Genomic DNA, 12,155 nt, shown 5'->3' on the forward strand with positions numbered 1-12,155 from the left:
GAATAAATAAAATGTCCTATATTTTGCCTGAACATAAAATCTATATCGCCGGCCATCGTGGCATGGTGGGCTCTGCTATTGTGCGTGAATTAAATAAGCAGGGGCTGACCAATATTGTCACACGCACGCATGCAGAATTAGACCTCACCAACCAGGCTGCAGTTGACGCATTTTTTACGGCAGAAAAACCTGATTTTGTATTTTTAGCAGCCGCAAAAGTAGGGGGCATTCACGCTAATAATGTTTATCGTGGCGATTTTATTTATCAAAATTTAATGATACAAAATAATGTGATTCATGCGGCCTATCAGCATGGCGTTAACCGCCTGATGTTTTTAGGCTCCAGCTGTATTTACCCAAAAGATTGTCCACAGCCGATTAAAGAAGAATATCTCTTAACAGGGCCATTAGAGCAAACTAACCAACCTTATGCCCTAGCTAAGATTGCCGGTATTGAAATGTGCTGGAGCTACAACCGTCAGTATGGCACCCAATATCTGGCCGTTATGCCGACCAATCTTTATGGCCCGGGTGACAATTATCACCCGGAAAACAGCCATGTGATTCCTGCCCTTATTCGTAAAGCGCACGAAGCGAAAGAAAGTGGCGCAAAAGAAATGATGGTATGGGGCAGCGGCACACCGCGCCGTGAGTTTTTATATTGCGAAGATATGGCAGAGGCCTGTGTTTATTTATTGAATCTGCCTGATGCTGAATATAAAAATCAATTAAATGATCAGCACCCGCCTCTGATTAATATTGGCACGGGTGAAGATATGACCATCCGTGAATTAGCCTCCACGATTTGTGAGGTGGTGGGCTTTAAGGGTGAATTAGTTTTTGATGCAAGCAAGCCAGATGGCACGATGCGTAAATTGCAGGACGTGAGCCGCTTAAATGGCATGGGCTGGAAAGATAAAATGCAATTTAAGCAGGGCTTGGCCATTGCTTACCAAGAGTTTATGAATAGATCAGGCATTTAAGTAATGTCTGATTTAAGCAAAGTAAAGTTAGGGATGAGCTGGGGGACCGCTTCAACAATTGCAGTAGCTGGTTTTCAAATTATATTTATGGCTGTTTTAGCCAGGTTAATTGATCCTGCTGCTTTTGGATTGGTTGCCCTTGCAAATATAGGCTTGAGATTTTTAAGCTATTTTGCTCAGTTAGGTATTGGCCCGGCGATTATTCAGCGCCAGGAAGTTGACGATAAAGATATTGTTGCAGCACTTTATGTTTCATTGGGTGTGGCGTTGTTTTTTTCTTTATTGGCTATGCTCTTGGCGCCATTGTTTTCATCATTTTTTGTAATGCCAAAATTAACCCCGGTATTGCAATGCCTTGCATTAAATTTTGTTGTGACAGGCTTTTCTGTAGTCGCTCAAAGTTTACTGCGAAGAGAAACCCGGTTTAAAGCGATATCGATTATCGATGCAGTGTCTTATATTGTATCGTATGGTGTGGTCGGCCTATCTATGGCTTATTTGGGTATGGGGGTATGGTCTTTAGTTGCTGCAGTCAGCACACAAATTTGGATGAGTGCTATTTTATCTTATGCACTGACCCGGCACCCTGTTATCAGCGTGATAGATTTCGAGCGTTGTAAAAGTTTTTTACTTTTTGGTTCAAAGTATTCTCTGATTGGTTTTGTAGAGTTTTTTTCTTTGAATTCAGATTCACTTTTAGTGGGTAAATTACTGGGCGACTCTATTGCAGGACAATATAACCGCGGCCAGCTTATTGCTCACCTGCCTGTGCAGAATGTTGTCAATATTTATTCAAAAATAATGTTTCCAATTATGTCCAAAGCCAGAAATGCCGGGGCAGATATTGCTGATTATTTTTCATTAAGTATTCTGGCTGTCGGAATTTATGCGTTTCCGGTTGGTTTCTTTATATCAGTATATTCCAGTGATATTGTATTTATTCTACTTGGGAAGAACTGGCAATATGCCGGGATGGTGACTGCATGGTTCAGTTGCATTGTTGGCTTTGTGTATTTAAATCAGATTTGTGGTATGACTCTGGATTCATTAAGTGAAATAAATGTAAAGATGAAAATACAAATATCGATGTTTGTATTATTGCTAATTTTGTTTTTATTGCTATATCCTCAGTTTGGCCTGCAGGGTTTAATCGCTTCTTTTTTTATCACTGAAGCAATCAGATTTTTTATTTTTACTCGCGTTCTGCAGCCCAGATTAAATATTAAAGCAACACTCCATCTGCGCTTAATCAGCTATATTGCTGCCGTTTCATTATTTTGTGGCGCTTTTTCATTCTTTACTAAAGTACTTTTCTTAGAAGGATTTACGCCATTAATCAGGGTGCTGATTGCTGTTTCCATATTTGTGCTGGTGTATCTTTTTTCATTGTATATCTTTATCTCATTAATAAAAAATACGCCATGCATCCTGCTTGCCAGGAGCAAAGTCAAATTCTTAAATCGGTTTATATAGGTAATGGCTATGCATATAGGGATTGTGGGTCCTATATCTTTTGCAGATATTGCTTATTTGCTGCCTGATGCCAGTGAGCGGGCTGCAAAAGAAATGCAGGGCTCTTCCTTACTGATCAGCCTGATTGATGAATTGCTAAATCTGGGATACCAGGTTTCTGCGTTCACTACCGAGCCTGGCTTAGATCCAAATGCTGCTGAATTTGTATTAACAAGGCATGGGCAATTTTCTTTGTACCAGGTTCCTTTACGCCGCAAAGGATTCAGATCAGATCGTGGATTGCATGGGCGAATGCTGGATTTATTTGCGCTGGAGCGCCGTTGCCTGCTGAAAGCTATTCAGGCAAGTGGCGTGGATATATTGCATGCGCACTGGACATATGAATTTGCATGGGCGGCGCAAAATTCAAATATTCCGGTGCTGATTACTTGCCATGATGCACCATGGCAAATTTTAAGGTTAATGCCTGATTTGTACCGGCTGGGGCGTTTACTGATGGCCCATCGTGTTTTAATGCGGGCACAATATCTTTCAGCAGTTTCTCCATATATTGTGGAAAAAATCAGCTGGATGCATCGTGCAAGCATGGCCGTTATTCCAAACCCTTTACCAGCAGATTTGTTTACGGCGGCCGCAGCAGAAAAAAAAGAAATAATCATCGGCATGATTATTAATAACTGGTCCCGGCTAAAAAATGCGGCTGTAGGAATGACTGCACTTTCTGCGCTTAAACAAATACGGCCAGATATCTCTGTTCATTTATACGGCCCAGGAATGGGGCAGGGTGAAGCTGCCTGGCAATGGGCTGAGGAACATGATTGTCTTGATTCATTTGATTTTTTTGGCGCTCAGCCCTATCAGGCCATTAAAGATGCAATTAAAAATTTTACGATTTTACTGCATCCATCTTTAGAAGAATCGTTTGGCATGACTTTAGCTGAAGCAATGGCCGTTGGTGTACCTGTTGTTGCTGGAAAAAATAGCGGAGCAGTGCCTTGGGTCGTTGAAGAGGCAGGCATATTAGTGGATGTACAAAGTGCAGATGAAGTATTAAAGGCGCTTCTTTATTTGCTAAGTGATAAAGAAAAATACCAGTATTGTGCTGATGCGGGGCTGAAAAGAGCCAGAAATTGTTTTTCAGTACAGGCCGTAACAAAACAGTATATAGAGCAATATAAAAAGATAGCGGGCTTTAAATGAAAAATAAACGTGTTCTGCATATTCTGAATGAGCTAAAGCCTTCTGGCGCAGAAACAATGCTCTTTCATGCGGCCCCCTATTGGGCTGAATTGGGTATTGAATGCGATATTTTGGCTACCGGTGAAAATATTGGCAGCTATGCTCTGCAATTAAAAAATGCGGGCTATGGTGTTTTTCATATCCATAATAATAAGCGGCCCGGCTTTTTTTTAAATCTGAATCAATTAGTTCGTGATGGAAAATATGATGTGATCCATCAGCATGCAGAAGGTGCAAGTTACTGGACAATACTTTCTCTATTAACGCTGAGAAAAAAAATAATAAGAACAATCCACAGTAATTTTATATTTGATGGATTATTACGTCTTAAAAGAAAATTTCAGCGGAAGCACTTAAGCCAGCTTGGCGTTCAGTTTGTATCCATTTCAGATAGTGTGGCTAAAAATGAATTTCAGCGATTCGGAATTGAAACGAAGCTGATTTATAATTGGGCCGCTTTAGATTACTTTAAAGTACCCTCGGCGCAGGAAAAAGACCTTGCCCGTGCAGCATTTGGCCTTGATGAGAATCATATTGTAATGGTTAGTGTCGGCAATTGTGCATATGCAAAAAACCATGAAGCCATTTTGCATGCAGTCGCCAGCGTATCTTCTGATCAATTAAAGTATCTTCATATTGGCCAAGAGGCCGATGATGGCAAAGAGAAATTACTGACAGAAAAACTGGGTATTAATAATAAAGTCATATTTGCAGGCAGGCAGGATCCTTTAACCGCATTACACGCGGCTGATTTTTTTGTGATGCCGTCAAGGTTTGAAGGTTTTGGGATCGCTGCATTAGAAGCGCTTTCAACAAATTTGCCATCGGTTTTTACTGATTGCCCTGGCTTGTCGGATTTTAAATCATTTTTTCCTGACTTGTTATATACAGACGCCTATGCTGAAAACTTACATTTTGTGATTGAAAGATTTATTAATAATAGAGATATGTATACATTAAGTGCCACTGCTTATCATGATATAGCCGCAAAGCATTTTTCGATACAAAAAGGGGTTGCAGCTTACTCCGCGCTCTATCACGCCGTGTAATTTTCTATTTTATTGAAGTGTATCTTACATAAATGCAGGTGGTCTGATGAAGTATATTTTATTTGCTATCTGTTTGTATTTTTTTCAGTCAGCAAGTTTCGCTGGCGCTGAGATGAAAATGTTGCTTGTTCAGGATACCGAAAGCAAAAACATGAACATTCCGGTTTGCAACTTTGAGTATCACCAGGAATGCTCAATTCGTTTTAATGACTTAGACAAATTAATTTCAAATCCGTATTTTTTTGAAATGATCATTAGAGCAGATGCTTCGGTAAATATTGAGTTTAGTGAAGGTATTTACCGCCTGAATAAAGCATTAAATATTGTCTGGCCGGCAAATTCTGCAGCTCATTCTTTATCAATCACGGCTTCCGGAAATGTAGTTATTTCTGGCGCACAAAAAATATCAAAGTTTTACCCTGTTGATACCCGTTCCGACGTGCGCTTTCAACCAGGACTGGATAAAAAAGTTTTTGCGGCTGTTCTTAAAAATATATTGCCAGATACAGCGCCAGTCCGTGAAAAAGGTTTTGGCTGGCCAACCCGGCCTGTGACAACTGAGCTATTTATTGATAATAAGCCAATGACGCTTGCCCGCTGGCCCAATAAGGGTTTTTCAAAAATTATTCGCTCACGCCTTATTCCCACTGCGGATAAAACACATTTCTCAGCAGAGGGCCAAAGACTTTCAAGATGGTTAAAAGAACCGTTTATGAATGCTTTTGCATATTGGCAATATGACTGGGCGTCTGAAACATTGCCGGTTAAAAAAATTGATGTAGTAAACGGCATGATTGAACTGGGAGGAAAAGGGGCTCTATATGGAATTGTTGGCGGTCAAAGGATTTTTATAGAAAATGCCATTTCAGAGCTGGACGACTACAGCGAATGGTATTTAACCGCAGACACAGGTGTGATTTATTTTATTCCTCCTGAAAATGCTAATTTGGACAACGTTGAAGTCTCCGTTGCAGAAAATTTATTTACAATTACTAATTCTGCTTTTGTTAATGTAACTGGCATTAATTTTGAAAAATCAAGAGGCGATGCGGTTGTTTGTGAAGCTTGCTCGCAAGTTGTTTTTGACCGTACAACAACCAGATTAACGGGTAACACGGCTTTTGTTTTCAAAAATTCAATTAAATCGGGCTTAATTAATTCCAAAATTAATGACACAGGAGAAGGTGGTGTGTCATTAGGTGGGGGAAATCGTCAGACTTTAGAAGCAGGAGGTAATTTTGTTAAAAGCTCTCTGATCAAAAATTTTAATCGTTTTGGGCAATCTTATCGCTATGCGGTATCTCTGGGTGGGGTGGGGCAAATTGTATCTGCCAACTCTATTTCAGAAGGATCGCATTCTGCAATTTTCTTTCTTGGTAATGATCATCTGATCGAGAATAACTATATTTCAGATGTCGTTCTGGATACCAGCGATGCAGGCGCAATTTATACCGGGCAGGATCTAACTTCCAGAGGGACAATGATCAGTAATAACTTTTTTACCCGAATCGGCCCTGTAAATAAGCAATTCGAAGTAAAAGGGGTATATTTAGATGATCTTGTCAGCGGTATATTTGTTGTAAAAAATACATTTTTAAATATTCCACAGCCTGTTTTTATTGGTGGCGGCCGGGATAACATTGTAGAGGATAATTTATTTATCAATAGTGCCCCTCCAATTCATCTGGATGCAAGAGGGCTGGGTAGTAAGCCTACGGCTGAGCAATTAAGGACGCTGACTGCAGTTCCTTATAATCAATCGCCTTATACTGAAAGATATGTTAATTTAAAAAATATATTGAAAGATGAGTTTGGTAAGCCAAAGTATAATGTTGCAAATAGAAATATTGTGCTTGGTTTTGCTAACGCAGATATTTCCCCTGATGCACGCTCGGGTATTGTCCTGAGTGAATTTTACAGAGAGAGCGACGTTGTTTTTTTAAATAACAGTATTCTTCAAAAAAACAGCCCGCAGGATTATATTCTGTCACCTGCATCTCCTGCTATTAAGAAGGGTTTTTATCAGGGAGATCTCACTTTAATTCCAAGCCCTTACTGACTCTTTGCATTAAATTTATTGAGATAAATAATGAGTGTTGATGTTATTGCAGTGCTTACCTCTTTTAACAGAAAAGAAAAGACAATTAAATCTTTAGCATTTTTTGAGAGCGCAGCAAAAGCGGCAGGGCTGACATATAGTGCCGTTTTGGTAGATGATGCAAGTACCGATGGTACGGCTCAGGCGGTTGAGCAATCACATGCTTGGGTAAGGGTTATCCGAGGTAGTGGAAATTTATACTGGTGCCGTGGTATGGCTTTAGCCATCACAGAGGCACTAAAAGAAGAGTCTGGGCATATTTTGTGGCTTAATGATGATACTGATTTAAATGAAAATGCTTTAAAAATAATGAGTGGTGCAGGTCTTGAATTAAAAAATATATATGGAAAAAGCGGGATCATCGTTGGCTGCACAACTTCAGATGGAAGTGATGTTTCATATGGCGGTTTGAAAAGTATCAGCGCGTTCAGAAAATTTTCATATCAGAGAGTTTATCAGGAGCACGCATCAATAGAATGCGATGCAATGAATGGTAATGCCGTTTTAATTGCCAGAGAAGATGTGCAAAAAATTGGTAATTTAGATATTAAATATGAGCATGCAATGGGCGATATTGATTATGCTTTAATGGCTAAAAAATTGGGAATAAAGATTTTTACTGCTCCTGAAATTGTGGGTGTATGTGGTCAAAATTCGGATAAGGGTACATCTAAAGACGCATCATTGGGGATGCTGACGCGTTGGGAAAAAATGTTAAGCCGTAAAGAGCTGCCACCAAAATCATGGCTGCATTTTACATTTAAGCATGGTGGTGTATTGGCCCCGTTGTATTTTGTATGGCCCTACATTAAATTTTGGGGGCAGGCTTTTAAGTCTTTACCAAAATAAACATGAGTGCATGTGATTCATCTCTGCAGAATTTGGAAGGCGGTTAATGGAATTTCTTATACATAAATGGAAATATTTAAAAACGACTGAAATATTAAATGTAACTGTTATGTTTTTTTCAGTTTTGTTTTTTTATTTATTTTCTCCCTTCTTGTCTGTTTTAGCCGCGTTGTTTTTCTTATCGCTGGTGTTTGAAAGTGATAAAGTCAGAATTTCTATTCTGACATTTATTTTTCTTTCTGTTTATTCAATGATTATCTTTTTTAAACCTGTTTCAGGTGACTGGAATTGGTATACGCAGCATTACCGTGCTCTGCAGTCAATCGATTTTTTATCGTACTACGGTCATACTTATGGGCCTTTTACTATTAAATATACTGAGCCTGTATACTATTTTTTGTCATTTGTTTTATCCAGAGCAACCGGGGCTAATGTCACTGCACTGGCTTTGGTGGTATCAACAATTTTTTATAGTGTGTTTACTTTTTCATTGTTTAAATTAAGCAAATACTTTTCTATTGCATCCTGGCAGAAAAATATTGTTGTGATTGCTGCTGTCCTGCTGAGTGTTACGCCCAGCCTAGTTTTACACCTTGTTCGCCAGGAAATGGCGTCAGTATTATTGTTTTGTGGCTTGGTTTTATTATTGACGAGCAATAAGCGTTCTGCAATTTGTTTTTTAATTGTTTCAGTATTTACACATCAATCTGCTGCTATTGTATTGGGTATTTTTGCATTTTCTTATTTATTATCAAGGATTCCATTCGGGAGTAGCTGGTTTTTTGCATTTGTTGTTTCTCTCTTAATGGGCTTGTTTTATGTAAAGTCCGGCTATTTTATCAGCGAGGATAATGCGGGTAAGGGGGATGGTACAGTTAACCCGCTTGTTTATCTCTATGATGCAATTTTATTATTTTCATTCTTATTTTCTGTATACTCGATTAAGCTGAATCCAGTAGTAAAAAGCATTTTTTATATTTTTGTTGCATCTTATATGGGCTTTTTGCTAGGAGTTTCTCCTGAGCCTTTACCTTTGCTGCGCATGTATTTCTATGTTGAGTGGTTTCGTGCTTTTTTTATTGTCGTTGTATTAAGCCGTATGGTTTCGTTTATTTATTTTAATGCTCTTTCTGTTTTTATATTATTGTTGGGCGGTTTTTATACTAATTACAGAATTTCATCCTCTGACCTCGGTTTCCCTTTGAGTATTTATTCTTTTGTAAACAGGTCCATTCAATCCTGGATGTTTCTTTTTTGATTCTTTGCTTTGTGCGGGGGCTTTATGTTGTTTTTAACATCTTGGGATGACGGTCATCCCTCAGACCTGCGCCTTGCGGATTTGCTGTGTAAATATAATTTGAAAGGTACATTTTTTGTACCAACATCCAATAAAGAAGGAAGGGAAGTTTTAGCTAAAGAGGAGCTTAGGCGGCTGGATCGGAATTTTGAAATTGGCGGGCATACGCTGACGCATTGCTATTTAAATGGTTTAGCTGCAGATGTTTTAAATCATGAAATTTGTGCCGGTAAAGCAGCTATTGAGGATGATCTGGGACATTCCATTAATGGCTTTTGCTATCCGGGTGGCGTTTTTGATTCGCGCACGATTTGTGCTGTGAAAGCTGCTGGTTTTGACTATGCCAGAACGGTTGAAAATTTGTGTTTTGATTTAGGAAAATCAGCATGGCTTATGCCGACTAGTTTCCAGTTTTATCCGCACAGTGCATTTGTATTGGCTAAAAATGCAATAAAATATCCGAAAATATCAAAATTTAATATAGTTAGAATGCGCTGGAGTGAGAAAGAGTTTATGCGTTTTATGGAAGCTCAGCTTGCTGATGCTAATCATCATTCTTCTGTTTTTCATCTGTGGGGGCATAGTTGGGAGCTGGATGAATATGATTTATGGGGCAAACTTGAGTCTTTTTTTAAGCTGACAGAACATTATCCTATTCAGGCTTTAACTTTGTTTGATGCTCATCAGCTGAAAAATTAAAGTTTAATCAATATTATTCATCTTTGCTTTTTCACCATAAAATCATGACAAATAAAAATTTTAATAATGATTTTCCAACTGTCCTCTTTGTGCAAAGGCGCTTGCCACATTATCGCGTCCCTTTTTTTGAAGCATTAAAGCTTGAGCTATTAATCAGGGGCTGCAATTTACGTGTACTGCATGGTTTGCCGAATCAGGAAGAGCTACTTAAGAATGATTCAGGCGTTTTACCATGGGCAGAGTCTTTACCTAATTACTATTTTTTGGGTGGAAAAATATGCTGGCAGCCATTCCATCGGCAGTTAAAAGATGCTGATTTAGTTATTTGCAGCCATGAAAACAAGCTGGTTTTTAATCTTTTCTTTCAATATTTTTATACGGAAGTAAAGTTTGCTTTGCTGGGGCACGGTGCAAATTTGCAAGGAAATGCAAATAGCTTGCGAGAGAAATTTAAACGACTTGCGGCAAAAAAAGCAGATTGGTGGTTTGCATATACGTCGATGAGCCTGCCGCTCATTACCGGGTTTGGCTTTCCTGAGGATAGAATTACCATTATCAATAACTCGATTGATACCCAGGAGCTTAATCTGCAGATTAATGCGATTGGTGATGTTGAATCTGTAAAAAAGGCATTAGGATTGTCTGGCCGCCGCGTGGGCGTTTTTATGGGTTCTTTTTATCATGAAAAACGCATTGAATTTTTATTAGACTCGCTGGTTTTAATTAAAAATGAGATTGATGATTTTGAAATGATTATTGCTGGTGATGGGGTTCAGCGGCATTTAGTTGAAGATTTCTGTGACCAATATCCATGGGCAAAATATGTAGGTTTGGTGAAAGGGAAGGCAAAAGCTGAAATTTTAGCTGCAGCGGATGTGATGCTGAATCCTGGTTTAATTGGATTAAGTATTTTAGATTCGTTTGTAGGTGCTGCACCTGTATTGACCACGGATTGTGGCCTGCATAGCCCTGAATTTGTTTATCTTAATCATGGGGTAAATGGGATTGTTGCCATTAATTCATTAAAAAATTATGCGGGCGCTGTAATTGATTTGTTGCGTGACAGCAATAAATTAGAGGCAATGAAAGCTGCTTGTGTACAAAGTTCCAGAGAATTTAGCGTAGAGAGTATGGCAAGAAACTTTGCTGATGGAATCATGAATTGTCTGCACATGCCGGTTTACAGGAAATTACATTAATGTTGCGCATTTTGCTTGTTCATAATTCTTATCAGCAAAGGGGAGGTGAGGATTCTGTTGTTGAAAATGAGCTTGCTTTGCTGAGGTCATATGGGCATCAGGTTGAGCTTTATTTTCGGCATAATGATGAGTTGTCCGGATTAAACCGGTTTTCTATTTTTCAACAGGCGATTTGGTCTGGAAAAACTTACTGTGAATTAAATATTTTACTGCAGCGTTTCAAACCTGATGTGATTCACGTTCATAATACTCTGTCTTTAATTTCTCCTTCATTGTATTGGGTTGCCGCTAAATTTAAAATCCCCGTTGTGCAAACGCTCCATAACTTTCGTTTATTATGCCCGCAGGCTATGTTTCTACGTAAAGGCAATATCTGTGAGCGCTGTATTGGGCGCAATACCTGGCGTAGTGTGATTCACCGTTGTTATCGTTCTTCTTTATCACAGTCTGCGGTTGTTTCCGGGATGCTTCATTTACATCGTGGTCTCGGAACATATAAAAATAATGTAAGTCGTTATATTGCTTTGAATTCATTTTGTAAAAATAAATTTATTGAAGGTGGTTTACCTGCTGAAAAAATACGTGTTAAACCCAATTTTATTCCGGATATAAATTCGGCTGTTGTTCAGCGTAATGGTTTTTTATTTGCCGGGCGTCTTTCTCCGGAAAAAGGCCTTCATGTTTTAGTCCGGGCTTTTAATCATCAGTCCCATGGCCAATTAAGCGTTGCCGGCACGGGGGAAGATTCGTTTCTGCTGGCACAGTATCCTGCGATAAAGCAGCTTGGCATCTTATCTGCCGGAGGTGTTTGTTTGGAAATGCAAAAAAGTGCGGCTCTGATTCTGCCAAGTATTTGGTATGAGAATATGCCTATGATTCTTCTGGAGGCTTTTATGAATGGTTTGCCTGTGATTGCAAGCAGAATTGGGGCATTGGCAGAGCTGGTTGAAGAGGGCGTGACGGGGCTGTTATTTAATGTTGGAGATTCTGCTGATTTAGCAAAAAAAATGCAGTGGGCAGTTGATCATCCTGATTTCATGCTGGAAATGGGAAAAAACGCCAGAAATAAATACCTGAGTGCTTATAGTTCTGAAGTAAATATAAATTTGCTTCTTGCCATATATAAAGAAGCCATTGCAGACATGAAGCCCAAGAATATACTGCTTCCTGTCTGATGTTTTCATGGGAAATGGGCTTTTTAAGCTAAAATATTGTGTATTAAGTCATATTTATATTAATGAAATGCGTTGGTGTTATGTTTGATTTTTT

10 protein-coding genes are annotated in these 12,155 nt (G+C 39.0%); all 10 read left to right on the plus strand.

Features of this window, described 5'->3' with window-relative positions; genetic code table 11:
* The first annotated feature begins 11 nt into the window (after nucleotides 1-11).
* The 10 genes from DYD62_RS20470 to DYD62_RS20515 are packed head-to-tail and all read left to right on the plus strand — an operon-like array spanning nucleotide 12 to nucleotide 12,061.
* On the plus strand, nucleotides 12-983 hold the full coding sequence (locus DYD62_RS20470; RefSeq protein WP_115229658.1) for a GDP-L-fucose synthase family protein: 972 nt from the start codon (nucleotides 12-14) through the stop codon (nucleotides 981-983).
* 3 nt (nucleotides 984-986) lie between these two features.
* Complete coding sequence (locus DYD62_RS20475; RefSeq protein WP_115229660.1) at nucleotides 987-2,456, plus strand: oligosaccharide flippase family protein; 1,470 nt, start codon at nucleotides 987-989, stop codon at nucleotides 2,454-2,456.
* Between the two features lie 3 nt (nucleotides 2,457-2,459).
* Nucleotides 2,460-3,656 (plus strand): glycosyltransferase family 4 protein, encoded by a 1,197-nt coding sequence (locus DYD62_RS20480; protein ID WP_115229662.1) that lies wholly within the window; start codon nucleotides 2,460-2,462, stop codon nucleotides 3,654-3,656.
* Nucleotides 3,653-4,744 carry a glycosyltransferase gene (locus DYD62_RS20485; protein ID WP_115229664.1) on the plus strand — a complete coding sequence of 364 codons (1,092 nt, stop codon included), beginning with the start codon at nucleotides 3,653-3,655 and terminating at the stop codon, nucleotides 4,742-4,744. The genes DYD62_RS20480 and DYD62_RS20485 overlap by 4 nt, the downstream gene beginning before the upstream one ends.
* A 46-nt stretch (nucleotides 4,745-4,790) precedes the next feature.
* Nucleotides 4,791-6,803, plus strand: a complete 2,013-nt coding sequence (locus tag DYD62_RS20490; protein ID WP_115229667.1) for a right-handed parallel beta-helix repeat-containing protein — start codon at nucleotides 4,791-4,793, stop codon at nucleotides 6,801-6,803.
* Between the two features lie 30 nt (nucleotides 6,804-6,833).
* The gene (locus DYD62_RS20495) at nucleotides 6,834-7,691 is read left to right on the plus strand and encodes a glycosyltransferase family 2 protein (RefSeq protein ID WP_115229669.1); all 858 of its coding nucleotides are present in this window, start codon (nucleotides 6,834-6,836) and stop codon (nucleotides 7,689-7,691) included.
* Nucleotides 7,692-7,737: 46 nt separating this feature from the next.
* Entirely contained in the window at nucleotides 7,738-8,949 is a 1,212-nt protein-coding gene (locus DYD62_RS20500; protein ID WP_115229672.1) for an EpsG family protein, read from the plus strand.
* A gap of 24 nt (nucleotides 8,950-8,973) precedes the next feature.
* Nucleotides 8,974-9,687 (plus strand): polysaccharide deacetylase family protein, encoded by a 714-nt coding sequence (locus DYD62_RS20505; RefSeq protein ID WP_115229675.1) that lies wholly within the window; start codon nucleotides 8,974-8,976, stop codon nucleotides 9,685-9,687.
* A gap of 44 nt (nucleotides 9,688-9,731) precedes the next feature.
* Entirely contained in the window at nucleotides 9,732-10,886 is a 1,155-nt protein-coding gene (locus tag DYD62_RS20510; RefSeq protein ID WP_115229677.1) for a glycosyltransferase family 4 protein, read from the plus strand.
* Entirely contained in the window at nucleotides 10,850-12,061 is a 1,212-nt protein-coding gene (locus tag DYD62_RS20515; protein ID WP_207916486.1) for a glycosyltransferase, read from the plus strand. Before DYD62_RS20510 ends, DYD62_RS20515 begins: the two co-directional genes overlap by 37 nt.
* Nucleotides 12,062-12,155: the final 94 nt, after the last annotated feature.

It is taken from the genome of Iodobacter fluviatilis, from assembly GCF_900451195.1.
Lineage (GTDB): Bacteria > Pseudomonadota > Gammaproteobacteria > Burkholderiales > Chitinibacteraceae > Iodobacter > Iodobacter fluviatilis.

Bases quoted from the DNA above. Each gene is read 5' to 3' on its own strand.
- DYD62_RS20505 (WP_115229675.1), top strand. From the start codon at position 8,974: ATGTTGTTTTTAACATCTTGGGATGACGGTCATCCCTCAGACCTGCGC.
- DYD62_RS20500 (WP_115229672.1), top strand. From the start codon at position 7,738: ATGGAATTTCTTATACATAAATGGAAATATTTAAAAACGACTGAAATA.
- DYD62_RS20490 (WP_115229667.1), top strand. From the start codon at position 4,791: ATGAAGTATATTTTATTTGCTATCTGTTTGTATTTTTTTCAGTCAGCA.
- DYD62_RS20485 (WP_115229664.1), top strand. From the start codon at position 3,653: ATGAAAAATAAACGTGTTCTGCATATTCTGAATGAGCTAAAGCCTTCT.
- DYD62_RS20495 (WP_115229669.1), top strand. From the start codon at position 6,834: ATGAGTGTTGATGTTATTGCAGTGCTTACCTCTTTTAACAGAAAAGAA.
- DYD62_RS20510 (WP_115229677.1), top strand. From the start codon at position 9,732: ATGACAAATAAAAATTTTAATAATGATTTTCCAACTGTCCTCTTTGTG.
- DYD62_RS20475 (WP_115229660.1), top strand. From the start codon at position 987: ATGTCTGATTTAAGCAAAGTAAAGTTAGGGATGAGCTGGGGGACCGCT.
- DYD62_RS20470 (WP_115229658.1), top strand. From the start codon at position 12: ATGTCCTATATTTTGCCTGAACATAAAATCTATATCGCCGGCCATCGT.
- DYD62_RS20480 (WP_115229662.1), top strand. From the start codon at position 2,460: ATGGCTATGCATATAGGGATTGTGGGTCCTATATCTTTTGCAGATATT.